A 25,531-nucleotide genomic window follows, 5' to 3' on the forward strand; every position below is an offset into this window, starting at 1 on the left:
AGGATATAAAACCAACAGGAAAATTAATTGTCAATTTTTAGAGAAAGGTGTTGAACCCCATTAATTATCCATTATCCATTATCCATTACCCATTAAAGTTTTTGCCTTATTTAGCCACTTTTTCTCGGTCTTTTTCAGCCAAGAATTTTTCTAACTCTGTCAAAGCATCCGCATCCACTTTTGTTTGCATGGGACAGAACTTAGGACCACACATAGAACAAAACTCAGCGGTTTTGTAGATATCTGCCGGTAAAGTTTCGTCGTGATATTCCTTAGCACGCTCAGGATCTAAAGATAGCTCAAACTGACGGTTCCAATCGAAATTATAACGAGCTTCCGACAGTTGATCATCTCTGTCTCTGGCCCCCGGACGATGACGGGCAATATCCGCGGCGTGTGCTGCTATTTTATAGGCAATTAAGCCATTTCTGACATCCTCTGCATCAGGCAACCCTAAATGTTCTTTCGGGGTTACATAACATAACATAGCCGTGCCATACCAACCGGCCATAGCTGCACCGATCGCCGAGGTAATATGGTCATAACCAGGAGCAATATCAGTCACCAAAGGACCCAACACATAGAAAGGAGCCTCAGAACACTCTTCCATCTGTTTTCTGACGTTAAACTCAATCTGATCCATCGGCACATGGCCAGGCCCTTCTACCATCACCTGTAGATCGTGTTCCCAGGCACGACGGGTAAGTTGTCCCAAGGTTTTCAACTCCGCCAACTGTGCTTCATCAGAAGCATCGTGAGTACACCCTGGCCGTAGAGAGTCCCCTAAACTGAAAGAAACGTCATATTTCTTAAAAATTTCGATAATGTCGTCAAAATGGGTATAAAGAGGGTTTTGTTTATGATGGTGTAACATCCAACGAGCAATAATACCACCCCCACGGGAGACAATACCTGTTAAACGACTTCTCACCAAAGGCAGGTGTTCGATCAAAATACCTGCATGAATGGTCATATAGTCCACCCCTTGTTGGGCGTGTTTCTCGATGATATGGAGAAAATCATCAGCACAGAGCTTATCCATATTACCGTGGACGCTTTCCATTGCTTGGTAGATAGGAACCGTACCAATAGGGACAGAAGAAGCTTTAATAATGGCACTACGAATAGTGTCTAAGTCGCCCCCACCGGTGGATAAGTCCATCACCGTATCCGCACCATACTTAACCGCTAAATTTAGTTTAGCCACCTCTTCATCGAGATCAGATGAATTAGGAGAAGCCCCAATATTAGCGTTAACCTTACACTTAGAAGCGATGCCAATACACATTGGCTCTAGGTTAGGGTGGTTGATGTTAGCTGGAATAATCATCCGTCCCCTGGCCACTTCTTCGCGGATTAATTCCGGGGGTAAACCTTCCCGTTTAGCCACATAGTCCATTTCCTCAGTAATTAGTCCCTGACGTGCATAGTGCATCTGAGAGACATTACTTTGCCCCCGTCGCTTGGCAACCCATTGTGTTCTCATACTTTGATACCTCTATAAACAGCTTCCCTACGCTGGTATTACCCAGTCTCAGGTTCTAAGGGTCTTTCTCAGCCTGGCTTCACAGACACCCCTAGCTATGAGTCCAATTTTACACCAAAAGCCATGAACAGATTACATTTAATGGCCAACTATTAACTTTCATTAACCATTAGATTAGAAAATATCATTGCGATTTATATTGTCAAAGGGGCCAAGGTTCTCTATTGTTTATATAGAAGGTTAATAAGTTAGCTACTCCCGTGTAAATTTTTCCCCTAGTCTTTAGCACTAGAAGAATCAAGTTTCACGTTAGATTAGATGCTCAAAATATTAGGTAAATGTATCTATTTGCTTAGTAGTTATTCGGTCTAGAAACAATTTTTCTGTTGTTGAAACCCATAGGGTTAACAAAAAACCTCTAGTAGCTTCTCATTAATAAAGTTCAGTTTTGGCCTTAAAGGGAGGATAGTAAAAAATGCCAATTGCCGTTGGAATGATCGAAACAAAGGGCTTTCCTGCTGTGGTAGAAGCAGCAGATGCGATGGTAAAAGCCGCCCGTGTTACTCTAGTGGGTTACGAAAAAATTGGGAGCGGTCGTGTTACGGTTATTGTTCGGGGTGATGTTTCGGAAGTACAAGCCTCTGTTGGCGCAGGGATCGAAGCCGCTAACCGAGTCAATGGGGGAGAAGTTCTATCTACCCACATTATCGCCCGTCCTCACGAAAACCTCGAGTACGTTCTACCCATTCGCTACACCGAGGAAGTAGAGCAGTTTCGAGCGTATTAGCCGTCTTTTCCCATAAGAGCGATCAAGAGAACAATTAGCCATTAATCATAGGAGAAAAAACTCATGTCAATTGCAGTTGGAATGGTAGAAACCCTTGGTTTTCCTGCCGTAGTAGAAGCAGCAGACGCAATGGTAAAAGCGGCCCGTGTTACCTTAGTAGGCTACGAAAAAATTGGGAGTGGTCGTGTTACGGTTATTGTTCGGGGTGACGTTTCCGAAGTTCAAGCTTCAGTCTCAGCCGGTGTTGACAACGCAGGAAGAGTTAACGGTGGACAAGTCTTATCCACCCACATCATCGCTAGACCCCACGAAAACCTCGAATATGTCTTACCTATTCGTTACACCGAGGCAGTAGAACAATTCCGTGAAAGTGTCAACCCTCCTTTACGACGGGGATAATTAGTCATTTTCCAAGATAATGCAAATTGCCAAAGTTCGAGGTACTGTTGTCAGTACCTACAAAACCCGCAGTTTAACTGGAACAAAGTTCTTATTGCTTCAGTTTATGGATGCCCAAGGACAACCGCTTCCTAACTACGAGGTAGCCGGGGATTTAGTCGGTGCAGGAATCAACGAGTGGGTATTGGTATCAAGAGGCAGTGCTGCTCGCGTTGACGATGGGATGGAACACCGTCCTCTCGATGCGTTGGTAGTAGGAATTATTGATACGGTTACGGTGGAAAATAGTCGGCTGTATAGCAAAAAAGACGAAGAACGAGGTTAAAGCCTTCATCAACGTCAGCTAAAAACTCATAATAAATTACAAAGAGGAGGACAAATATTGTCATGGTAGTCCGCAAAAGGGCGGCACCCCCAACACCCTGGTCACAAACCCTCGCAGAACCCCAAATTGATGACAGTGCCTTCGTGCATTCCTTTTCTAACCTGATCGGGGATGTTGAGATAGAGGGCAATGTCTTAATAGCCCCAGGAACCTCCATCAGAGCCGATGAAGGCACACCTTTTTATATTGGTGAAGGCACAAACATCCAAGATGGTGTTGTCATTCATGGGTTAGAACAAGGGCGGGTTATGGGAGATGACGGCCAAGAATATTCAGTTTGGATCGGTAAAGAAGCCTGTATTACCCACATGGCACTGATCCACGGACCTGCTTATATTGGTGAGGGCTGCTTTATCGGTTTTCGCTCAACCGTATTTAACGCTAGAGTCGGTGAAGGCTGTGTTATTATGATGCACGCCTTGATTCAGGATGTAGAGATTCCCCCAGGAAAATACGTCCCCTCTGGTGCAGTTATTACTAACCAACAACAAGCCGATCGCCTCCCTGACGTACAAGAGAGCGATCGCCACTTTGCCCATCATGTAGTGGAAGTCAACGAAGCGTTGCGGATCGGATATCAATGTGCCGCCAACAACGCTTGTATTACCCCCATTCGTGGACAGTTAGGGCAGTCTATAAAAGACATTAAACAGACTGATTATAGAAATTCGGTGACAAGTATGAGTTTAAGTTCAGACATCGTGGCTCAAGTCCGTTCCTTACTTTCCCAAGGGTATACCATTGGGGCAGAATATGCTAATGAACGTCGTTTTAAAACAAAATCTTGGTTAACTGGTGGGACTTTTAGTGGTCGCGCCGATCAAGTTTTAGGAGACTTAGAAGGGTTTCTACAACAGCATCAAGGGGAATATGTTCGCCTCTTAGGAGTTGATACGGGAGCAAAACGCCGTGTTCTCGAAGTGATAGTGCAACGACCAAAAGACACCCCAGGGGAACCCAGTCGCATTACTACCACCAAAAACAACTCTAGTAATGGCCATGTTGCCGCTGCCAGCAACGGCAATGGAAATGTTGGAGATGATATTGCTTCCCAAGTTCGTGCCTTACTACATCAAGGGTATAAAATTGGCACAGAATATGCCAATAAACGTCGTTTTCAGACCAAATCTTGGAAAACAGGCCCCTCCATTCAAGGTAATCGTGAATCCGATGTTATTAACCAATTACAAAACATTTTAGCCGAACACCAGCAGGAATATGTCCGCTTGATCGGGGTTGATCCTAACGCTAAACGTCGGGTATCAGAAAGCATTATTCAGCGTCCAGGACAAGCAGGTAATATTCAGAGTAATGGTGCAGTTGCCTCTCCCAGAGCAGCCAACAGAGAAGCCGTAGCCAGTGGCGGTTTAACTGCTGATGTTGCTCAACAAGTCCGTTCTTTACTCTCTCAAGGGTACAAAATAGGCACAGAACACGCCGATAAGCGTCGTTTTCGTACCAAGTCTTGGCAGAGTTGTTCTCCCATCGATAGCAACCGTGAAGCCGATGTGCTTGCTGCTTTAGAGGTCTGTTTAGTAGATCATAGTGGGGAGTACGTTCGTTTAATTGGGATCGATACTCAGGCTAAAAGACGAGTGGTAGAAACCATTATTCAACGGCCTGGTGAAACTTCTAATAATGGAGCCAGAACCGCCACAGCGACGGCCCCTGGTCAAAGTTACAGTTATGCCAGCAGTAGTCGTGACAATGGCAATGGCAATGGCAATGGCAATGGTCGTGTTGCTACCATGAACTTAACCACCGAGATAGTTTCCCAAGTGAGTTCGTTACTCAAGCAAGGTTATAAAATTGGCACAGAACACGCAAATAAACGGCGTTTCCGTACCAAGTCTTGGCAAAGTTGCTCTCCCATAGATAGCAACCGTGAAGCCGATGTACTTGCGGCTCTAGAAGCCTGTTTAACAGAGCATCAAGGGGAATATATCCGCTTGATTGGTATTGATAGCCAAGCCAAACGGCGTGTCTTAGAAACCATCATCCAACGTCCATAATAATCTGTAGAAGGGGTGAGGAGACTTCCCCCTCAATATTATCTAGGTTGTTTGAGAATTAATTTTTTCTGCATTCTAAATCATCTTAATCAAGTCGTTTTTAAGAAAAACCGACGGAATATTGACTTACCTCTTCTCATTATGAGATTTCAACAATGTACAATTAACAATTAAAAATCAGTTGTTAATTGTTAATTATTAATTGTTAATTTATAAAGTGATGCCTTTACCACTTATTCAACCACCAAGTCGTTCAGAAGTTTCGGTTATTGGTGAGGTTATTATTCATCAGGGTGCGGTTGTCGCACCAGGAACAATTTTACAAGCTGCCCCTAATTGTCGTATTGTCATCCATTCGGGGGCTTGCATTGGCATGGGAACCTTAATTAATGCCTATCAAGGAGACATTGAAATTGAATCCGGTGCTATGTTAGGGGCAGGGGTTTTAATCGTTGGTCAAAGTAAAATTAGTCAAAATGTTTGTCTTGGTTCTTGTACTACGGTAATTAATAGTTCTATTGAGTCGGGAACCACCATCGAAGCTGGAACATTAATTGGTGATACTTCTCGTCAGTTTTCAGAAGAAGAAACCAAAGCTCCCAAACAAATTAAAGCAGAGAATAATGGTTCTTCAGAAAATGGTCATTTAATTGCCGATAATAATCAAAAAGATAATCTACCTCAGCAAAGTGAAGAGAAAAAGCCGGAATTTGTGGAAGAAATAGAGGATTTATGGGCAGATACTCCACCCAAAGTCGAAGAAGTAACAGAAATTCCTGAAATTCCCACAAAACCTGATACTCCTACAGAGACTAAAAATGCCCCTGTGGTGGGTCAAGTTTATATTAATCAACTATTATGTACTTTGTTTCCCGATCGCCAAGCTTTTAATCAGTCTCAAAATAATTCTGCTTCAAAAGATCCGCCGGGTAAAAATAAGTAAAAATTCGCTAAAATTGGGGCAGCTTCTTAAGGAAGTCAGAAGTCAGAAGTTCCTCACTACGTTCCGGCACTATCGTACAGAAGTTGTTTTTGAAACAGAGATTTATGCTCCGCTTCAAAAACTATGCGCGGCTCGACTGAGCTTCGCCGAACGTCCTTAAAAGCCGGGGTTTTAGACCCAACTATTTTCGATAAGTATTAAGGTTTTTCCGATGGACCCAATTACCACAGCGATCATAGCTGCCTTAGCTGATTTGAGTAAACAGACTATCAAAGATAGTTATAACGCCCTGAAAGAGGCTTGTAAGAAGAAATTTAGTGAAACAAGTGATTTAGCAAAAGCTGTTGATAACTTAGAAAATAAGCCTGATTCAAAAGGTCGTCAAGAAACTCTAAAAGAAGAAATTGAAGCAGTTAACGCTCATCAAGATCCAGAAATTATACAATTAGCACAAGCATTGCTAGAAAAAATAAAAGAACAATCTCCTGCACAGAAAAATATCACTATGGGAAATGTTACTACTAAAGGAGAAGGAAATACAACCATTGCAAACCTAAAAGTAGAAGGACAAGTACGTGATATTGGAGGTATTCACGGAAAAAAGTAATCATTTATAACTATTATTATGGTCAGTATGATGTAGAGTCTATTGATTCAGAGAAGCCTGTTGATGATAATCTTGTCTGTCCTTATCGTGGCTTATTTCATTTTGCTCCTAATGATTCAGAGTTTTTCTTTGGTCGAGATATATTTAGGGTTTGCTGAATAAAAGCAAAACCCTAATTATACTGGCTAGTTTTTGGATAATTTTCAGCACTTCTAATATCTGGAGTCGTTTATGGAATAGGGGTTTGCAAAGGATGCGTGCAAAATGGAGCTTTGGTGAATAATTTATGAAAGGTTTATGATGGAAATGTGGCAAAATATAGAGCATAAGTCTTTTCTTTATGCAACAAACTTTTGCCACAGGAAAATCAACTATTGCTCCTGATATTCTAATTGTGGCAAAAATGCTAACTTTTGCCACAGTGTCCCCCACCTCGTAGATTGGTGCGTCAAATAAGTCCAATTATCAGAGTCTTAAAAATATCTTTAAGTCAATAGTCATTTACTTAGTAATTGATTAGTAGTGTACTTGTAGGACTCAGATAAATACAGTTTTACGACTCTCAAAACCTAAAAAATCCCCCACATTCAGTAGAGGACTTCAAAAATAAATTTAGTATCAACTTCTATTTCTTCTTAGCTTTAGCTAATTTACGTTTGAATCCTGCTCCAAAGGCTATGGCTGTTCCTGCTCCGAGAATGGTTAAAGGCTCAGGTATAGGAGTTCCTTCAGTAACTGCATATACTAAGTCTTGTTCAACTAGATTATTTAGGTGATTTCTGATAAAGGAGATCCCTTACGATCCCCCCTAACCCCCCTTAAAAAGGGGGGAATAATTGGAAAAGCAGGTATATTCAAGTGTGGAAATCACCTTAGCAGTTGTATATTATTATTACTTCGAGTACCGATATTTTGGACAACAAAAAAGTTATTTGCAAAAGCAAAGTTAGGACTTCTGGGACCAGAAGAATTATTCGGAAAACCTAAGCTACCTCCAACCTGATTTGCAGCGGAAACCGCGTCAGATCCAGAACCCCACCAAGGTTGTGAGGTTAAAAGAGCTTGGTTATCTTCAAAGCTTCCTTGGATTGTAGTTAACTCATAGTTTACATTATTTAACGTGATGGTGAATGCTCGTGCTTCAGGAGCAATAAATGATAATGTTCCTATAGTTATTGAAACTGTTAAAACACTAAATCCATTTAATATATTTTTAACCATTTTCAAAATCAGTATAAGTTTCTAATATAATAATACATATGACGAATAATTTTGTCCATAAACGTAATTTATAACTTCATGTGTAATAGTAAAAATACATTATTTTCTAAATTATAGATATTTACCTATCTAATGAATTTGTAGACATAAGATGTATCATACAACAGTTTAACTAAATCTTTGTATCATGCAGTGGACATCCTACCCAGTGATGAAGGTGAGAGAGACTCAGTAGATCACAAAGTCAGTTTGAGACAAGCGATCGCCACTAAAAATCATAAGTTTAAATTATGTAGGAGGAGAAGGAAGAGGTAAAATATCATTGATGGGAATATAAACATCTTTTACTGTGCCGAAAATTTGGTCAACGGCTTGGCGTAAAAAAGAGAGCATCTGTTTTAAAGGGAACTTATCACGGTAAATTAACCGTCCTCCCCGTCGAGGTTGACTAATTTTTCGCGTAACTGCTCACCGCAACAAAAAAGTCTTATTGAAAAGCACTACAAACAACATCAGTTGAGTCAACAAAAATATAAGCCCTGTGATTTAGCGTAAAATTTAAGCTAATTTATTACGGCTATTTTAATGACTAACATTCCCAGAATCAAGTCTTTTAAAAACCTCAAATAAAAACAACAATATGAGAAAAAAAAATAGTAAGATAGTTTTTTGTTAGCGGAGATTATCCGCTAACCTTGTTTATTTTTGTGCAGAGAGATAGGGGGATCAAGAAAAATCTATCCCCCATCGGCTCCGGAGCCTTTTACATCTCTAATCCTGGGGGACTCCGACCAGCTAATGAAAATAATTCGCATAATTGGACAATGGCATTTTGCCCCTGTAATCTCATGGTCTCTAAAAAACTGAACATTTGGGTGACTAACTCTGCACCCCAGTCGCTTCTTGCTCCCCCACTTACTTTGCGGTGAATGACAATGGGACGTAAAGCTCTCTCAGCATCATTATTATCTGGTTTGACTTCAGGATAAGTTAGAAAGGTGAACCACTCTTCCCAATGACGTTTGAGACGGTTAATCAATCTTTGTGCATCATAAGGCCATCCTTTTTTGGGAGTTGCTTTAAAAATCTTTTGCAGTGAGTTCTCGACTTCTGTTCTTTTGGAGCCTAAGTCTTCAAGGGTTAAATTTCGAGCATGATAATGACGATAATGGATACGGGCGGTTGCTAAAACTTGCTGTACATCGGCAGCAAATTCTCGATTCGCTTGAAAACGACTGGTTTTAAGGGACTCTAACTCTCGTTCTAAATGTGCCAGACATTTCTGTTTGGCCATCGCACTTTGTCTAAAGTAGGCACTATAGCAGTCACTGGTGAGGATGCCCTTAAAATCTGCTCCTAACAATTTCTCGACTTCTGCGGAGCTTCTAGTGGGAGCCAATATCAACACACAGACCTCATTTGATGTGGCTACCCAAACCCAATACTTGATGCCATCGATGCAATAACTGGTTTCGTCAACACATCGGATTCCTGGCTGCTGGATGTACTTTAACCACTTTTTGGTCAAGGGTTCTAAACTTTCTTGAAACCATTTGTGCATTTTGGCAAGGCTCCCTTGAGAAATGGGAATGCCAAAGACATACTCTATAAAATGTTCCTGTTTACGCCATGTAAGATTACCCCCATAGCCAAGCCAGCCCAGGATGCTACTTAATCGCGCCCCATAACGGAATCCTTCTTTAACTCCCAATGGAACAGGACTGTAATCTGACCATCCACAACTAGGACATTTATAGAATCCGCGACGATATTCCCTGATTTCTATGGGTTGGTCTACTACTTCAGCCACTTGCTGGACTTTTTCGGGAACTACTTCATCTCGTTCCACTGAACCCCCACAAACAGGACAGTTTTCTAGTTCTAAAGGGACTATCTTATCGGGCTGACCAAAACCATTACGGGTCTTCCCTGGGTGGTCATATTTTGGTCCGCGTTTAAATCCTTTTTTGCGTTTCTTTTTGTCAGAAGGCTTTTTTAGTGGGTCTGATGATGGGGGGACTGAACTGTTTTTTGAGTTACGGTTTTTTAGCTTATCTCTCTCTTCTTTCAATTTTTCAATTTCTTGCTGTTGTGTAGAGATTTGTTGTTGTTGCTGGTCAATCAGTCTTTGTTGAAGAGATAACTGTTGTTGTGCCTTGACTAGCCACTCAATCATGAAGACATTGTTCGCCAACTGTTCATCGGCGATAGCTCTAACTAGCTTTGAATCAATGGTAGCATTTGTGGTCATAACCCCCACTATACATAAAAATCCCCGATTTTACCTTTATGTTGTCAAGACAGATTCTTTATTGCGGTGAGCAATTACGCTTCATCCCCAGAAACCTCTTTAAAATTTAAAAAAATTAAGTGGGAGTGTACACGAGACTGACAGAATTCGCTATAATTGTTGTACATGGTAACTCTCTTCTTATTTACTGATTTGGTGGGACGTTACACAATAAACTATAGGGCTTGCCCTAAAAGTTTTGATAACGTCAAAGGTTAGCTCTTGGCGTTATACTTTTTTGTGGGTGTTCATTGGACCCAAAAGCACGATGATATCCTCACAGTAACTCATTTTTGATTTATTTTCAACAAATGTTGCGAAAGTTTAAAATCACATTACAACAACATTAAAATTGAGCATTTCCCTAAAGTAGCATTCCGTCTCCATTGTTCAAAAGAGCAGTTATTTCTTGCTGAGTCATAGCTTGCTTGAAAATTGCAAGTTGAGCGCAGCGAAAATTAAATCCTCCACTTAAGATTGGACTTTGGACAAAAAAAGTTTGTTAGCGTATATTTTACGCTAAACTAAAATCCCAAAATATCGGCTCTGTATCAGTCAATAAAATTTGCTGACAAATAGGGCTAATCTATAGATTCTGAGGAAAACTAAGGAGCTTTTAAGTTTTCAGTTGATTTTTTGCTCCCTTTCTTGATAACATCATGACGAGTTCGTGGGGCTTTTTTGTAACCTTTAATACGTCCGGAAGAAAAACCTCGACGTTTGGGAAATTTGGCGAAAGTCCCCAAGGTCGTAATTATTCTTGAAAAGTCTCTTTGAACTAGACTAGGGGTGATTTTGATGGATTTATTAGTCTTCAAATACTGTTCCCAATCACGGGGTAAAACCACAGCTAATTTTCTGGCAGCCCACAAATTTACATAAGAAAGAAGTGTTAGTTTAAACCAATTTTCTTCATGATGTACATCGGGAGTTAAATAAGATGTCATCAATAATCTTTGTTTACCAAATCGAAAAAGATGTTCCATGTCATAACGTTGTCGATAACACTGATAACAATCAACTAAACTTAACTCATCGCGCCGAGAACCAATAACAATAAGCCACATAGGTTTCCAAATACTATTTCTTTCTTGATCTCTGACAACAATCTGGAGTAAAGTAAAGGGGTGATTGTTCATTTTATAGTTTTTAGTTCCTCTCATTAACATCTGTTTCCACCCCGAAATAGTCACTGTTAATTGACGACCTTTTTTCGTTGTAAAGGGAACATGATGAACTTCATCAGGTTCAGTCCAAGTTTGGTCATCTTTAAGGTCAAATTTATCCCCATACCAACGGGGATGTCCCGAAGTTTTGGCTTGATTTGGGTCCCGAATAAATTGACGATAAAAAACTCGGTCACTTCTAACTCTTGTAATAGTAACTAGGTCTTCATGCTTAACTTGTTCCCCAATAAAATCCTTTTGGCTGTAGTCACTATCAGCCACTAAGATAGATAATTTATCAGAAAATAAAGAACTTTGCCAGATTTTTTTTAGTTGTTGATTGCCTTGATTTACTCCTTTATGTTTAGAGGGGACTCGCTCTCCTGATAAGGGGACAGCCCAAGGGACTTTTTCTGTGTCTATTTGGTCAGGTAAAGCGCAGACAACGGAATAACAATGTCCAATATTAATGGGTTTATTTCCCTTAATTGGATTGGGGTAATGAATAAAAGTTTTATCCGCTAACGTTTCGGCAAACGGTCGTGGACAGGGAGTTGTGTCAATACCAAATAAGTTATAATGTTTTGAAGTGGGAGGAATTGTTCTCGATACCGCTGAAAATAAAGTCTCAATTCTCTGTTCATAATTAGGGTCAGTTTGAGTGGGTAAAAACTATTGAATTCCTCTATATAAACTGTTATAATCTCTTCTAAATAAAGGATTGAGAGACAATTCAACGACTGAGTGAGCTTGTTGGTTACTGGAGAGGGCATCGAGTAATTCTATAATAGTTTCTTTTCTAGCTTTTAGTCCTTGGAAGAGGTTAGACCTCCACACCAGGAATTCCTCGACAGACGTAGCCGTTTCATTTTTGGTCATTTTTAAAATTTATTACCTTATAAATTAGCGGAATATATACGCTAACATCAAAAGAGGTTGTTTGTTACAGTTAAGGCTAATGTCATCACATTCCGAACTTAAGACCAGTCAAGATGTCCACCTGAGAGCCAAACAAATTAAGAGTCTAATTCGCTCTCTTAAACAGAAAATAAAGAAAATTGAACGGGAAGGGGAAGTAGCACCAGCTAATTGTCATATTATTCGTTATCAGGTTAATGGAAAGGGAACAATCTACTGGTATTATAAACTACAGGCTGCTGAATCAATTTTTCCTATGGCCACTAATAATGAGAAAAAAACCAAATATAAATATTTAGGACGAGCCGGAAGTTCTGCTCATATTGATGCTGTAGAAAAACTCACTAGAAGAAATCTCATTGATGAATTAGAACGAGTCATTCAATCTCTAACTGAAAGCTACTTAGATATCTATATTGGAACCGAAACTGAATGAAGCTATTTAATATTTAAAATCCCCTAAAAAGATGGAAAGAGAGTTTTTAAAATCACCTTAATTCTCTATTTTAGCTCTGGAGATATGTTTAGCGTAAAATTTACGCTAACAATTGTTTTTTATCCAAAGTCCAATTACTATGTTAGGTAAAGTATCCCACAATTAGGTTTTTTTATGTTGCGTCGTTTTATCTGGTTAATGCCATTGGCGATCGGATTATTTCCTGCTTCCGTTAACGCCCTTCCTACCTCACCTCAAATTAATCAATTAGCCCAAAGAATTTGCAAACTTCCGGCTACATCCCCCGAGGTTTTTCAAGAATCTATGGTTAAAGAAATGATCCAAGCAATGGGAGGATGGATGGAGGAAGGCAACTTAAGTCTCGAAGAAATGCAAGATCAACAAACTCTTTTTGAAATAGGCAATGAAGTTGGCTTACAAATGTATGAAATTTGTCCAAATCGGATGAACGAAATCGGTAATCAATTTAGTAATGGAAGTTTATAAAACACCAATCATTAATTTTAATTAATCAGGCAGCAAATTAGATTTGATTTGTTCAACGGAATAGGGACATTTTTCAGGAAAAATCCATTCTGATAAACCTGTTTCGTTGACTGTATCTGCTTGAGGTAACTCCCAGAGAAAGTATTATTTTTTACTATTATAAAATTTCGTAGTCAAGGCTTTAGCCTTGAGCGTGACTATCTTTATCGTCTGTTTTGCCCTTTTTAGCCATTGGTTTATTTCTTCGTATTAATGGGTTTAAATTAGTAGCGACTCCAAAAGGGGCAACAGAAATCATGTTAAAAGTAGCAAATAGTGAAATAACAGAATCAGAATTAACAATTTGGATCGCAAATAATATTAACACCTAATCTTGTACAATAGATGAAGTCTTCAACTGTTCTACTTATGACTTCATCTCGTTATAAAGTTTGTATCACCCTTGGAACCCGTCCCGAAGCCATAAAACTTGCTCCTGTGATCCAAAAGTTTCGTAATTCAGAGGCATTTGACACCCATGTTATCTTAACGGGACAACATAAAGAAATGGTGGAACAGGTGATGCAACTGTTTGAAATAACAGCAGATGAAGACTTAAATATTATGCAGCCTAAACAAACCCTAACCGACATTACTCACCGCAGTTTACAGGGTTTAGAAGGCATTTTCAAGAGAATACAACCTGATTGTGTGATTGTCCAAGGAGACACCACAACCGCTTTTGCTGCCACCTTAGCTGCATTTTATAAACAAATTGCCATCGGTCATGTAGAAGCTGGTTTACGAACGGATAACATCTATAACCCCTACCCCGAAGAAGCTAACCGTCGTCTTATTTCTCAACTGGCCCAGTTACATTTTGCCCCCACAAAGTTGGCCTTTGAAAACTTAGGCCGTTCCGGTGTCACAGGAGAAGTACATTTAACCGGAAATACCGTCATCGATGCTTTATTAACCGTTGCAGACAAACAACCCAACTGTGATGTTGAAGGGTTAGATTGGAATCAATATAGAGTGTTATTGGCTACCGTTCATCGACGGGAGAACTGGGGAAAGCCTCTAGAAGACATCTTAAAAGGGTTTCACCTCATTTTAGACAAATTTCCCGATACGGCATTGTTATTGCCCATGCACCGCAACCCAACGGTGAGGGAACCTATACAAGCAGCTTTAAGTAACCATCCCAGGGTGTTTTTAACAGAACCTTTGGACTATGGGGAGTTAGTGGGGGCAATTCAACGCTGTTATCTATTATTGACTGATTCTGGTGGTTTACAAGAAGAAGCACCTAGTTTGGGTAAACCGGTGTTAGTGTTACGAGAAACAACGGAACGTCCTGAAGCTGTGGATGCAGGGACGGCTAAGTTAGTGGGGACAGATTATCAAAATATTGTTAGTAATAGTAGTGAATTATTGAGCGATAAACTAGCTTATGAACAGATGGCTAATGCGGTTAACCCTTTTGGGGATGGGAAGGCAAGCGATCGCATTTTAGAAATTGTACAACGTTATTTAGGAGAACTCAATGAATGATAACTGATAACTGTTCACTGATAAATCTACCACTTTACCAATAATTGCGATCGCCGGTGCTTCAAAGTTAGTCTCTTCTACCTGTTTAATAATAGTCTCTAACGTCCCCATTAATTGTTCTTGTTCTGGTCGAGTTCCCCAACGAATCAAAGCAATAGGAGTTGCAGCAGTTAAGCCACCTTTTTGTAATTTTCTGATAATATTAGGGAGGTTATGAACACCCATATAAATAACAATAGTTTCTGAACCTTGAGCGATCGCCTCCCAATTAATCTTAGGTCGATATTTTCCTACTGCTTCATGACCAGTAACAAAGGTAACAGAAGAACTATAACCCCGATGAGTGACGGGAATACCTGCATAAGCAGGGGCTGCAATACCAGAAGTAATTCCTGGAACCAGTTCCACAGGAATACCTGCATTAACTAAGTCTGCCATCTCTTCTCCTCCGCGACCAAATACAAAGGGATCACCACCTTTAAGACGAACTACGACAGGATATTGTCTCGCTTTTTCGATTAAAATTTGGGTAGTTTCTGCTTGTAACTTAGAATGACGACCCCGACGTTTTCCTGCATCGATTTTAATCGCTTTTTCCCCAATCATATCTAGTATCGGAGGGCTTACTAGGGCATCATAAACGACGACATCAGCGTGTTCAAGCAAAGTTTTGCCTTTTATGGTCATTAACCCAGGATCACCGGGTCCTGCCCCAACTAAATAGACCTTACCTAAGCAAATTTCGCTAATATTTTCCGTCATTTTGTTATTTCCTATATCATTAGCTGATCACTGATTTTGAACTATTTATCAAATGACTCACCATCATTTGAGCTAGTTCTGGAGTTGCCCCTAAAGGTTGTCCTAAGTTAAGTTGAACTTGGGGTAAACTTTCTTGTAGTTGTTGAACTTGTTGAGCGATCATATTGGTGATGCCCCCAGTAAAGAGAAAATAAGGCACAATAGTAATCCGTTGCTGACCCTGTTTCACAAAAGCATGAACCTGCTGTGATAAACTGGGTTTGATGCTCCAGTAAGCAACCTTAGCTTTTAATTGAGTTGCGATCGCCTCAACTGAATCATTGCCCCCTTGACGACGACTCCCATGAGAGACAATAATTCTAGCGTCTTGGGGATACATTAAGAACTGATGAGAGATAATCTTAATCAACCCTTCATAACTACCCAAGTAGGGACACAAATCTATTTCTATTGTATGGCCGATTTCTGCTTGGGCTGTAGCGATTTCTCTGGGAATATCTTCCCTAACATGAACACCGGGTAAGAGAAATAAAGGAACAATTTTCAGAGTTTTAATGCCTACTCTTTCTAGTTTAGTGGCAAATTGTTTAATTTTTTCGGATAAGGGAAGCTCAGATAATTCTAGGGATGCTGTTTGAACCATCGTTACCGGAGATAGTACCGCGCAATGGCTGCTTTGATCTGGGTTGCTTGTTTTATTGGTAGAGAATTGTAGTTGTTCTTCTACTAAATAGGATAATCGTTCTAATGCAATCTGTGGTCTAGGATCACGACTGCCGTGGGAGACAAGGAGATAAGCTGATGTTAAAGTCAAGGGATTTATAAAGAATATTCTATTTTTTTCAAACTAGAATATTCTAATTATACATTATTAATTATTACATTACATTACATCATGAATGAGCCGCAGTTTATATACTGGTTGGGTTTCATCCCCACCTAAAATGTGAATGTTTTTGATAAAATTTTTAGGTGGGGATGAAACCCTATATCTTTGATAATAATAAAATTACAGGCACCATTATGGCAGAAGAGACAAAACCCGTAGCGAAAAAAGGGAAGCCCCCTGCGATCGAGAAAAAACCCTTCACCGAGTTTATGGAGGAGCATTTTACCCCTACTCTCAAAGAAAGTCTCACAAAAGAGGGACTCAACGATATTGAATTATCCTTCACTAAAGCACCTGTTTCTATCCCTGGGGCCATATCCGATGAACCTTGTTGGCAAGTCATTGGTACTTGGGACAAAGGAAAACGACAATTTAACATCTATTTCCCCGGAGAGGATATAAAAGGACAAAAAGCCTTTTCTTATGCGGTTAATGGTAAACCTCCGAGTACCATTGAATCTTTTATGATCGATGAGCGTAAAGTTACCCTTGATTTAATGGTCTTATATACCTTACAACGCCTCAATGGGCAGAAATGGTTAACCCGAAATTGACCAAAATTTGGGAAGGGTTGGAAAAGTTTGAGACTCCCTGGGTTAAAATCACAGGGATTCTAGCTGTCTAGGTTTGTCTAGGTTTGTCTAGCTTTCATGAAGCAGCGGTAGGTTTCATGAAGCGGCAGAAAACTCTCCTAAAATTTTCACCTCTGGTTCTAATAATAAAGACCAATGAGACTGGACTTTTTCTTGAATATGATTAATGAGGTGGAAAATGTCCTGAGCTTTTGCCTGACCGCAATTTAAGATGAAATTAGCATGACGTTGGGACACCTCTGCATCTCCCACTCTATAGCCTTTTAATCCTAATTGTTCGATTAACCAACCGGCTGCATAAGGACTAGGGTTACGGAAAACGCTGCCACAACTAGGTTTATCGTAGGGTTGAGAACTTTTACGCTTCCAAAGGTTGTCTTGTGTCTTAGCAGTTATTTCTTCGCGAGTAAAGCCAGTTTGTAGTTGAAAAGTGGCTTCTATGACTAACCTTTTTCCTCCCTGTAACGCAGAGGTTCGATAACTATAATTTAGATCTTCTGGGGTCAAGGTTTCCACCTTGCCATCTGGGGACACCACCACAGCACTCACTAAAGAGTCAGCCGTACATTGATTGTGTGCCCCTGCATTCATTACCACTGCTCCCCCAACGGTTCCAGGTATCCCCACAGCCCATTCTAAGCCACTCCAGCCAAGTTTGGCCGCTTGCCAAGCCACACCAACAATGGGTTTTCCTGCTGCTACGGTAACTTGCCCTGTTGCCTCATCAAAGCGACGATGACGGAGATAACGGGTACTTAAGACTAACCCATCGATGCCGCGATCGCTGATCAACAGGTTGGATCCAGCGCCCAATAACACCAAGGGAATATCTTGTTTTTGGAACCATTCAAAAGTTTCTTGTAACTGTTCAAAGTTTCTGGGGGCAGTATACCATTGGGCTTTTCCCCCCACTCGATAAGAGGTATGAGAGGCAAGGGAAACATTAGGGTGGATTATTGGTTCAGAAGAAGGTTTAAAAGCAGTAATCATGGCTATTAGGGGACAATGAGGGTAATTTGAGCAAGAAGACTAGAGATTAAAGTATTTATTCTTGTAGAAATTCAACTGATAACTAAACTAAGCTGCTTGATATTGGGAAATGACTTGAGGAATAATCTGATTGAGGTTCCCTGCACCTAAAAACAGCACTAAATCCCCCGGTTGCAGTAAACTGGTTAAGGCTTCATTTAAGGCTTTTAGAGATGGCTCATAGATCACTTGGGCATGATGATTATCCTGTACTGCGATCGCTAAATCTTGGCCACTGATGTTGTGTCGGTTGACTTCTCCGGCACTGTAAATATCGGTTAAAACTACAAGATCGGCGTAGTTGAAACAAACAGAAAACTCCTTCAAAAAGGTTGCAGTTCGACTGTAGCGATGGGGCTGAAAAATAGCCACAACACGAGAAATATTGTTACCATCCACTTTACAACGAGCAGCAGAGAGAGTTGCTTCAATCTCGCTAGGATGATGGGCATAATCATCTATAAAGGTAACACCGTTACAATGGCCACGTTGCTCAAACCGTCGTTTTGCCCCTTCAAAGGTGAATAAAGCATCAGCGATTACAGAAAATTCTAAGCCCAATTTTCGTCCTACGGCGATGGCAGCTAAAGCATTACTAACATTATGATTGCCGGGGATAGTTAAGCGCATTTCCCCTAAATACTTGTCTTTTTCCCAAACTTGTGCAGTAGTCCCGTTATGATCGCTCAAGAGTTGTTTAACTGTGTAATCTGCTCCCTTATTGCTATCTAAGCTGTAGGTGATAGAGGGCGTGAGTTGAGTTGCTACGGTTTCACAGTCGAGACAACCGATTAAAATGTCGCACTGGGTTTCAAAAATTTGGAAAGTTTTGACCACATCATCTAGAGTTTGATAGTGATCGGGATGATCTAATTCAATATTAGTAACAATACCAATGTTAGGATAATGCTTAGTCAAAGACCCATCGGACTCATCCGCTTCTGCCACCAGATAACCCCCTCTAGCACCAATACGAGCATTTCCTTCCCAAGCATCCACTTCTCCACCAACAATAATGGTTGGATCAACCCCTGCCTTGAGGAGCATATAACCAATTAAACTACTGGTAGTAGTTTTGCCGTGGGTTCCGGCAACGGCAATACTTTGATAATCTCGAATCAAAGCAGCTAAGACATCGGAACGGTGGAAAATAGGGCAGCCTTTTTCCTTGGCTGCAGCATATTCCGAGTTATTATGACCAATAGCTGTTGAACAGATAACTTGGGGTAAATTTTTGTTAAAAGATAAAAGGTTAGAGTTTCCAAACCCTGTATTATGACCTTTGCGGTGGGTTAAGTCATTACCATTGGTAGCCACCGATACGGTTTCTAATATTTGTTCTGGACCATCGCTAAATAATTCTAAATTGGTTGCTTCTTGGCTGCTAAAAATATGCGCCCCAACCCCTTGTAATCGTTCAGTAATATGGGTTGAACGCAAATCAGACCCTGACACGGGTAATTGCCGTTTTGCCAGAACATATGCTAAAGCTGACATACCGATGCCACCAATGCCAATAAAATGAAAGGGCCGTCCACTAAAATCTACGGTTTTCACCATTACCTCTCCTCAGACACCACTAAAGTGAAATCAACTAATTATGATTTTACGGGCTATGATATCAAAAACTGACTCGTTGGTCATTAAGACACTTCATTTTCAGTATGTACCACATCAGATTATCTGAACCCAGTTTCTTCTCAAGAGTTCCCTGAATGGTCTCTATGGAGCAAAAATTATGGTATCTTGAATAAAGCCGTGATGCGCTCAAAGATTAATATAACCACAAAATCATAATTTGTAGGAGAACAATGGTAAAACGACTCATCCTGACGGCGATCGCCGCTGTCTTTTTCTTTTTACAATTCCCCATCCATAATGCTACTGCCTTAGAATTAAACGAAAAAACTCGCACAATTCCTTTAGCCGAAGATGGGCAAGAGACAACTCTCAGTGACCAACAATTGGCCAATGGTAACAGACTATTTATACGTGAATGTACTCAGTGTCATTTACAAGGGAAAACCAAAACCAATAATAACGTTAGTTTAGGGCTAGAAGACTTAGCTGGGGCTGAACCTCGTCGCGATAATTTATTAGCGATCGTTGATTACCTCAAGCAACCCACCAGTTACGATGGAGAAGACGATTACACCGAATTCCACGTTAATGTTAATCGTCCTGACATCTATCCAGAGTTAAGAGACTTCACCGAGGAGGATCTTTATGATGTATCTGGTTATGTTTTAGTAGCACCTAAATTAGATTCTTACTGGGGTGGCTCAATTTACTTCTAAAACAAATTATTAAAATAATTTGAGTTCATTTTTAATTTTATCTCTCTAGTTTTTTCTAGGGAGATTTTTTCTCAACGGATAATGGATAATATAGAAGCCGAGATATAACCGCTAAATGCTCTTACTACTATTTCATCTAGGGGATGAAAGATACGCCATTGATGGTACAAAAGTTGTGGAAATTATCCCACAAGTGTTACTGAGAAAACTCTACCAAGCACCAAAATACGTAGCCGGGGTGTTTAACTATCGGAGTAAAATCGTGCCGGCCATCGATTTATGTTATCTAATTGGGGAATATCCCTGTCGTCATTGTCTGAGTACAAGGATTATCATAGTAATTATCCTATGCCTGATGGTACCACCCGCTACCTTGGCCTAATGGCAGAACGAGTAACAGACACCCTCTATAAGTCAGAAGAAGAATGGATGTCAACAGAAGTCTCCTCTGAGGTAGCCGCCTACTTTGGAGAGATGATTCCTGAAAAAGACGGTATGATTCAAAGACTAAGGGTTGATAAATTACTCTCGGATGCTCAACGAAGCTGGTTGTTACCGGAAAATCTCTCACAGTAAGCAAAACGATGAACCAAGACTATCAAGGGATTAAGAAGTTATTAGCCCAAAAAATTGGTTTGGGTCCAGATAAAATTGGTCAGCGTCAGTTAGTTAGGGCGGTCAATATCCGTCAACAAGCTTGTGGCCTCAAGAAAATATCGGATTATTTAAAACGATTACAATCTTCAGCTTATGAATTTCAAGAATTGGTTGAAGAAATTGTCATTGGAGAAACTTGGTTTTTTCGGCATCGAGAGGCATTTTCTTTATTACATCATTATGTTAAAACTCAATGGCTGCCCTCCGGCTCACAAGAAACCCTAAGAATACTCAGTGTTCCTTGTTCAACGGGGGAAGAACCCTACTCCATTGCCATGACTTTACTCAACTCTCCTTTAACCTCACGACAATTTATGGTTGAAGGGATGGATATTAGTCAGGAAGCATTGACAATTGCGAAAAAAGGTGTTTATGGAAAAAACTCTTTTCGTTCTCACGATCAAGTAGATTATCGGCATTTTTTTGAGGTTGAGGAAAATCGTTATCAAGTTTCCCCCTCAATTCGCCGTCAAGTTAAGTTTTCTGCTAAAAACTTACTGTCTGCTTGGCCTCCGAATTATCCTCCCTATCATGTGATTTTTTGTCGTCATCTATTAATTTATTTAGATGAAGCCTCTCGCGATCGCGTTCTCAAAACCTTAGATAATCTGTTATCAGAGGGGGGATTATTATTCGTTGGTGCCGTAGAAACCACCTTGGTTAAAAGTCCTCATTTTCACTTTATGCCGTACCCCTCGGCTTTTGCTTATCAAAAAGTTGCCCTCCCTGTGGGCAAAGTTACTTCAAGATCAACGCAAATTCACCAACCTTTGAGGCGATCGCCTCCGAACAAAAAACCCTCAAAACAACAAATCCAAGTTTCTCCTTTAGAAATAGCACAAAAGTTCGCTAATCAGGGAAAATTAGAAGAAGCGGCCCAATCTTGTCAAACTTATCTCCAACAAAATCCCATTGATGCTGAGGGTTATGTCTTGTTGGGGGAGATTTCTCAAGCGCAAGACAACCCAGAAGAAGCTCAACGGTGTTTCCAAAAAGCTCTCTATCTTCAGCCTAATTATCGCAAAGCTTTAGTTCATTTAGCCTTGCTGCGAGAAAGTAAAGGAGATAAACAAGGGGCAGCCATCCTAAAAAATCGCATTCAACGATTAGAGAATCTTCAAGGTTGAAACTATGAAATTTTACAGATCGATGACTATCGAATCCAAACTATTGGGACTGTTGGTATTTTCTGCTTTTATTATGGGAGTTGGTGCCATAGTTACTTGGGTGGGGATGTCTAAGCTATACGCGGAAGTTAGACAAATGTCAGAAGAAGATTTATCTTTGATTCAAAATTTGATTTTAATGCAGGAAAATCAACTGGAACAAGTGCTTAACTTTGAGAAAGCTTATATCGCTGGCGTTAATAGTGTCAATAACCCCACCAATAAAACTAATTTTAATCAATCTCGTACTAACTTTCTTAATAATCAAAGTCGGGTTCGTACTGCCATCGAATCTTCCCAAAGTCTCATTCGTAAGCAACTAGATACTGCCAATAACCCAAAAGATGAAAGTGATTTTCAGGCGATCGCCGATAGCTTAAACGATTACGAACAAGCTCATATTAGTTATAACACTGGGGCTGAGAAGGTGTTCAGTTTAATCAATAGTAATGACATCGATTCTGCTAGAAATATTGGCAGCAGAGTTCAGGCTTCTCAAGATGGACTCAAAGACAAAAATATTGCTCTAGTTAACCAGGTAGTTGGTTTATCCCAAGATTCTGCTAAAGTAGCGAAACAACATCAACAAAATACCGTTAACATTGTTTCTATTACGTTTATCATTAGTATTATTACAATTATCAGTTTAGGCTACTGGATTACTCGTACCATTACTCACTCTTTAGGACACGCAGTTCAACTGGCAGAAGAGGTTTCTAATGGCAATCTCACCGGAGAAGTAGAAGTAATTTCTAAGGATGAAATTGGACAACTTCTAGAAGCTTTAAAAATCATGATTTATAACCTTAATTCTTTAATTTCTAAGGTACAACAATCGGGTATTGCTATTACCAGTTCAACAACACAAATGGCTGCTTCTCGCAAACAATTAGAAGCGACTTTAACCGAACAAATTGCTTCGACTAATGAGGTAACAACCACCGCCCAAGAAATTGCTAATACCTCTGAAGAATTAGTCAATACCATGGAACAAATTACGGAACTTTCCCAAAGTACGGCCACCGCAGCAAATCAAGGTCAAGATGATTTGGGGAGGATGGAAACTACTATGCGTCAATTGGCAGAAGCAACCACTTCTATTGCTTCTAAATTGGGAATTATGAGTGAAAAAGCCCACAATATTAACAGTGTGGTCTTAACTATCACCAAAGTAGCGGATCAAACCAATTTATTGTCTTTAAACGCTGCTATTGAAGCAGAAAAAGCAGGAGAATATGGTGCAGGGTTTGCAGTAGTTGCCAGGGAAATTCGTCGTTTAGCGGATCAAACTGCGGTAGCAACCTTAGAAATTGAACAGATGGTTAAAGAAATGCAATCTGCTGTTTCTACAGGAGTTATGGAAATGGATAAATTTAATAAAGAAGTGAGTAGTAGTGTGCAAGATGTGGGCAATATTAGTCATCAAATTGCTCAAGTTATCGAACAGGTGCAAAGTATTACCCCTCGCTTTGAATTAGTGAGTAAAAGCATGGAAGAACAATCTCGCAGCGCCCAACATATCCGTGAAGCGATGGAACAGTTGAGCGAAGGGTCCGAACAAACCGCTTATTCTCTCCACGATACTCATCTTGTCTTAGAAAGATTAAATGATGCTGCACAAAGTTTACAAACAGAAATCTCTGTGTTTAAAGTGAAAGATTAATGTTGAACCCAGGTATTTTGATAGACCTGGGAATTTCCCTTGATTAATCAAGATAGCCCATTAATAAAGCTGGATCATCTATTTCGTTAGGAGCAACAGGACGATTGCCCATAACGGTATAGGTTTCACTGACTTGTAAATGACTGACCATGATCGGTCTTTGTCCAGAGATGGTTAAGGTACTGGAGATTTCCATATCACCAGCAGCAACGGGACGGGCTGCACCAACGGACTTATAGGTACTGACTATCTTCAGATGACTAGCTTCTACGGGACGGTTTCCAGGGAGAAGGCCAGGTTCAGTAATTAGTTGAATACCCTGAGCGGTTGTACTGGTTTTTTCTTTAACAGATAAGGCACTACTCTGTTTTTCTGCTGTCGCTGTAGTAGTTCTACTGCGAGTGGTGGTGGTTTTGCTAGTAGCTGTTGTCTTTGGGGTTTCTGCGCTTGGAGTGCCGTTAGTTTGGGTTTTTTGGGTAGCCATAATTATTTATCTCCTGAATATTATTATCCTAAGCTTACAGGATTATAGTTCATTCAATATCTTACCTTGGCGAGAAGCCATTGTGGATAGTGTTTTGTGTTGTGATGTGCTTGGCTTCCACATTCAGAGTTACTCAGAAAAGTTTACATTGATCTGTGGTGATTTTTTATTATAATAAATAAATAATAGTCTTTTTGTTTGACATACAATCCTTAAATATTGACCGTTTAATTAACTTTAAAATCATGGTATCATCCTTAGAGAACACTCAAAATAAGTCGCAAAAAACGACCAACCAACAGGTATTAGAAACTTCCTCAAATTCAGATCCTATTTTATGCCCCCATTGTAAACGGACAGCCAGCAATGGTATTAAATGTAAAGGAATATGTATTGCTGATAATGATTATTAATCTTTATATAGAAAGTTTACAATAGTCAGATAATTGGGGAGCATCCCATTTTTGTATTTAGACAGTTTAAAAGGATGCAGATACTTCGCGAAACTTATTCGCGAATAAGTTTAAATATTTACCTTCCATCAATTAATTCTGACATAATGGGGGTGTAAACATTGAGAATTATCTCATTATGACTCCATTAGAAAGACTTGAACTTGAAGCTTGTATAAACAGAGCAAGTGAAATACTTTATAAAAATGCAGACCCTGACTCTTTAGAGACTCTTGAAGACATCGAAACTGCTGTGAGGGAGCAGGTTTTAGAGAATGTTAGTCCACAAATAGCCCGTCTTGTTGCGCCTTCCCTTGCGCCGTAAGACGACGCGGGTTCGCACCGCTTTTTTTATCGAAAGAAAAACAAAAACGAGAAAAGGAAGAAATCGGAAAATAAAAAGTTGTGTGGGACAATTAAAAATAACTGAAAAACAATGTGACCGCTTAGGCGTTAATCCTTATACTCGTCATAGTCCCCTTCTAGAAAAGTGTTGTTTGCTCTTAAGTGCCAATGAATCTTATCAGAATGCGGAGAAGGATATGTTATTATTAATGGGCTTTAAAGTTGGACATTCAACCCATCATCGAAAAGTCCAGAGAATCGACAATTTATTACCAGAAGTAAAACAAGGCTGTTCAGAGGTTGCTGTAGATGGAGGGAAAATCAGATTAAGAGGAGAAGACGGGGAAAAAAGTTATTGGAAAGAATATAAAACTGCTAGATTACAAGGAATATATTACGGTGCTTTTTTTGAGGATAATCAATCTTTAATCGATTGGGTTAATAGTCAGAAGTTAACTAATCCGCTTTATTATTTAGGGTTTGCTGAATAAAAGCAAAACCCTA

At 40.0% G+C, this 25,531-nt stretch carries 25 protein-coding genes, 2 pseudogenes and 1 riboswitch; of the genes and pseudogenes, 17 read left to right on the top strand and 10 right to left on the bottom strand.

From position 1 onward, the window contains the following. Nucleotides 1-106: 106 nt before the first annotated feature. Nucleotides 107-1,486, bottom strand: a complete 1,380-nt coding sequence (thiC, locus tag CWATDRAFT_RS04025; protein WP_007303788.1) for a phosphomethylpyrimidine synthase ThiC — start codon at nucleotides 1,484-1,486, stop codon at nucleotides 107-109. 7 nt (nucleotides 1,487-1,493) lie between these two features. Continuing rightward, a riboswitch (TPP riboswitch) is annotated at nucleotides 1,494-1,589 on the bottom strand. Nucleotides 1,590-1,961: 372 nt separating this feature from the next. On the opposite strand from thiC, the gene CWATDRAFT_RS04030 reads away from it, so the two are divergent. The 6 genes from CWATDRAFT_RS04030 (at nucleotide 1,962) to CWATDRAFT_RS04055 (ending at nucleotide 6,619) form a co-directional block, all read left to right on the top strand. After that, the gene (locus CWATDRAFT_RS04030; protein ID WP_007303789.1) at nucleotides 1,962-2,273 is read left to right on the top strand and encodes a carbon dioxide-concentrating mechanism protein CcmK; all 312 of its coding nucleotides are present in this window, start codon (nucleotides 1,962-1,964) and stop codon (nucleotides 2,271-2,273) included. Nucleotides 2,274-2,336: 63 nt separating this feature from the next. Then, a complete protein-coding gene (locus tag CWATDRAFT_RS04035; protein WP_007303790.1) occupies nucleotides 2,337-2,672 on the top strand; it encodes a carbon dioxide-concentrating mechanism protein CcmK in 336 nt (111 codons plus the stop codon). Nucleotides 2,673-2,691: 19 nt separating this feature from the next. Continuing rightward, nucleotides 2,692-2,997 carry a EutN/CcmL family microcompartment protein gene (locus CWATDRAFT_RS04040; protein ID WP_007303791.1) on the top strand — a complete coding sequence of 102 codons (306 nt, stop codon included), beginning with the start codon at nucleotides 2,692-2,694 and terminating at the stop codon, nucleotides 2,995-2,997. 62 nt (nucleotides 2,998-3,059) lie between these two features. Then, nucleotides 3,060-5,069 carry a ribulose bisphosphate carboxylase small subunit gene (locus CWATDRAFT_RS04045; protein WP_007303792.1) on the top strand — a complete coding sequence of 670 codons (2,010 nt, stop codon included), beginning with the start codon at nucleotides 3,060-3,062 and terminating at the stop codon, nucleotides 5,067-5,069. A 220-nt stretch (nucleotides 5,070-5,289) separates the two neighbouring features. After that, nucleotides 5,290-6,012, top strand: coding sequence for an LbetaH domain-containing protein (locus tag CWATDRAFT_RS04050; protein ID WP_007303793.1), 723 nt, complete (start codon nucleotides 5,290-5,292; stop codon nucleotides 6,010-6,012). 211 nt (nucleotides 6,013-6,223) lie between these two features. Beyond that, nucleotides 6,224-6,619, top strand: a complete 396-nt coding sequence (locus tag CWATDRAFT_RS04055; RefSeq protein WP_007303794.1) for a hypothetical protein — start codon at nucleotides 6,224-6,226, stop codon at nucleotides 6,617-6,619. A 625-nt stretch (nucleotides 6,620-7,244) separates the two neighbouring features. Here the strand turns inward: CWATDRAFT_RS04055 and CWATDRAFT_RS41620 are convergent. The 4 genes and pseudogenes from CWATDRAFT_RS41620 to CWATDRAFT_RS04070 form a co-directional block, all read right to left on the bottom strand. Next, entirely contained in the window at nucleotides 7,245-7,412 is a 168-nt protein-coding gene (locus CWATDRAFT_RS41620) for a PEP-CTERM sorting domain-containing protein (RefSeq protein WP_412093201.1), read from the bottom strand. A gap of 74 nt (nucleotides 7,413-7,486) precedes the next feature. After that, nucleotides 7,487-7,846, bottom strand: coding sequence for a hypothetical protein (locus CWATDRAFT_RS36960; protein ID WP_157134038.1), 360 nt, complete (start codon nucleotides 7,844-7,846; stop codon nucleotides 7,487-7,489). A gap of 757 nt (nucleotides 7,847-8,603) precedes the next feature. Further along, a complete protein-coding gene (locus CWATDRAFT_RS04065) occupies nucleotides 8,604-10,100 on the bottom strand; it encodes an IS66-like element ISCwa4 family transposase (RefSeq protein ID WP_007303795.1) in 1,497 nt (498 codons plus the stop codon). Between the two features lie 635 nt (nucleotides 10,101-10,735). Continuing rightward, nucleotides 10,736-12,175: pseudogene (locus CWATDRAFT_RS04070) on the bottom strand (NF041680 family putative transposase). Nucleotides 12,176-12,254: 79 nt separating this feature from the next. Between CWATDRAFT_RS04070 and CWATDRAFT_RS04075 the strand changes: the two are divergent. The 3 genes from CWATDRAFT_RS04075 (at nucleotide 12,255) to wecB (ending at nucleotide 14,690) form a co-directional block, all read left to right on the top strand. Continuing rightward, entirely contained in the window at nucleotides 12,255-12,650 is a 396-nt protein-coding gene (locus CWATDRAFT_RS04075; RefSeq protein ID WP_007303072.1) for a hypothetical protein, read from the top strand. 174 nt (nucleotides 12,651-12,824) lie between these two features. Next, nucleotides 12,825-13,157 (top strand): hypothetical protein, encoded by a 333-nt coding sequence (locus tag CWATDRAFT_RS04080; protein WP_007303797.1) that lies wholly within the window; start codon nucleotides 12,825-12,827, stop codon nucleotides 13,155-13,157. 408 nt (nucleotides 13,158-13,565) lie between these two features. Then, nucleotides 13,566-14,690 carry a non-hydrolyzing UDP-N-acetylglucosamine 2-epimerase gene (wecB, locus tag CWATDRAFT_RS04085; protein ID WP_042711170.1) on the top strand — a complete coding sequence of 375 codons (1,125 nt, stop codon included), beginning with the start codon at nucleotides 13,566-13,568 and terminating at the stop codon, nucleotides 14,688-14,690. Here wecB and cobA read toward each other — a convergent pair. Both cobA and CWATDRAFT_RS04095 read right to left on the bottom strand, forming a co-directional pair. After that, nucleotides 14,670-15,452 carry a uroporphyrinogen-III C-methyltransferase gene (gene cobA / locus CWATDRAFT_RS04090; protein ID WP_007303799.1) on the bottom strand — a complete coding sequence of 261 codons (783 nt, stop codon included), beginning with the start codon at nucleotides 15,450-15,452 and terminating at the stop codon, nucleotides 14,670-14,672. The genes wecB and cobA overlap by 21 nt on opposite strands. 19 nt (nucleotides 15,453-15,471) lie before the next feature. Further along, nucleotides 15,472-16,266, bottom strand: a complete 795-nt coding sequence (locus CWATDRAFT_RS04095; RefSeq protein WP_007303800.1) for a sirohydrochlorin chelatase — start codon at nucleotides 16,264-16,266, stop codon at nucleotides 15,472-15,474. 209 nt (nucleotides 16,267-16,475) lie between these two features. Between CWATDRAFT_RS04095 and CWATDRAFT_RS04100 the strand changes: the two genes are divergently transcribed. Further along, nucleotides 16,476-16,895: a DUF2996 domain-containing protein gene (locus CWATDRAFT_RS04100; RefSeq protein ID WP_035824714.1), complete on the top strand. Its 420-nt coding sequence runs from the start codon at nucleotides 16,476-16,478 to the stop codon at nucleotides 16,893-16,895. A gap of 114 nt (nucleotides 16,896-17,009) precedes the next feature. Here CWATDRAFT_RS04100 and murB read toward each other — a convergent pair whose 3' ends face one another. Together murB and murC are read right to left on the bottom strand one after the other, a co-directional pair. Then, nucleotides 17,010-17,924, bottom strand: a complete 915-nt coding sequence (murB, locus tag CWATDRAFT_RS04105; RefSeq protein WP_007303802.1) for a UDP-N-acetylmuramate dehydrogenase — start codon at nucleotides 17,922-17,924, stop codon at nucleotides 17,010-17,012. Between the two features lie 87 nt (nucleotides 17,925-18,011). Beyond that, complete coding sequence (gene murC, locus CWATDRAFT_RS04110) at nucleotides 18,012-19,523, bottom strand: UDP-N-acetylmuramate--L-alanine ligase (protein WP_007303803.1); 1,512 nt, start codon at nucleotides 19,521-19,523, stop codon at nucleotides 18,012-18,014. A gap of 251 nt (nucleotides 19,524-19,774) precedes the next feature. Between murC and psbV the strand changes: the two genes are divergently transcribed. From psbV to CWATDRAFT_RS04130, 5 genes are all read left to right on the top strand, one after another. Then, nucleotides 19,775-20,260 (top strand): photosystem II cytochrome c-550, encoded by a 486-nt coding sequence (psbV, locus tag CWATDRAFT_RS04115; protein WP_007303804.1) that lies wholly within the window; start codon nucleotides 19,775-19,777, stop codon nucleotides 20,258-20,260. 115 nt (nucleotides 20,261-20,375) lie between these two features. Next, nucleotides 20,376-20,642: a chemotaxis protein CheW gene (locus CWATDRAFT_RS39320; RefSeq protein WP_232286993.1), complete on the top strand. Its 267-nt coding sequence runs from the start codon at nucleotides 20,376-20,378 to the stop codon at nucleotides 20,640-20,642. 47 nt (nucleotides 20,643-20,689) lie between these two features. Then, nucleotides 20,690-20,836 carry a hypothetical protein gene (locus CWATDRAFT_RS39325; RefSeq protein WP_232286995.1) on the top strand — a complete coding sequence of 49 codons (147 nt, stop codon included), beginning with the start codon at nucleotides 20,690-20,692 and terminating at the stop codon, nucleotides 20,834-20,836. Between the two features lie 8 nt (nucleotides 20,837-20,844). After that, on the top strand, nucleotides 20,845-22,044 hold the full coding sequence (locus tag CWATDRAFT_RS04125; protein ID WP_007303806.1) for a CheR family methyltransferase: 1,200 nt from the start codon (nucleotides 20,845-20,847) through the stop codon (nucleotides 22,042-22,044). Nucleotides 22,045-22,066: 22 nt separating this feature from the next. Next, nucleotides 22,067-23,746 carry a methyl-accepting chemotaxis protein gene (locus CWATDRAFT_RS04130; RefSeq protein ID WP_007309360.1) on the top strand — a complete coding sequence of 560 codons (1,680 nt, stop codon included), beginning with the start codon at nucleotides 22,067-22,069 and terminating at the stop codon, nucleotides 23,744-23,746. A gap of 43 nt (nucleotides 23,747-23,789) precedes the next feature. Here CWATDRAFT_RS04130 and CWATDRAFT_RS04135 read toward each other — a convergent pair whose 3' ends face one another. Next, nucleotides 23,790-24,230: a hypothetical protein gene (locus CWATDRAFT_RS04135; protein ID WP_007303808.1), complete on the bottom strand. Its 441-nt coding sequence runs from the start codon at nucleotides 24,228-24,230 to the stop codon at nucleotides 23,790-23,792. Between CWATDRAFT_RS04135 and CWATDRAFT_RS41625 the strand changes: the two genes are divergently transcribed. Together CWATDRAFT_RS41625 and CWATDRAFT_RS04150 are read left to right on the top strand one after the other, a co-directional pair. Continuing rightward, nucleotides 24,199-24,405: a trehalose-6-phosphate synthase gene (locus CWATDRAFT_RS41625; protein ID WP_081450907.1), complete on the top strand. Its 207-nt coding sequence runs from the start codon at nucleotides 24,199-24,201 to the stop codon at nucleotides 24,403-24,405. The two genes, CWATDRAFT_RS04135 and CWATDRAFT_RS41625, sit on opposite strands and share 32 nt — an antisense overlap. A 416-nt stretch (nucleotides 24,406-24,821) precedes the next feature. Beyond that, nucleotides 24,822-25,506: pseudogene (locus CWATDRAFT_RS04150) on the top strand (ISKra4 family transposase); the annotation flags it as partial. Nucleotides 25,507-25,531: the final 25 nt, after the last annotated feature.

The sequence above is a fragment of the Crocosphaera watsonii WH 8501 genome, from assembly GCF_000167195.1.
Taxonomy (GTDB): domain Bacteria; phylum Cyanobacteriota; class Cyanobacteriia; order Cyanobacteriales; family Microcystaceae; genus Crocosphaera; species Crocosphaera watsonii.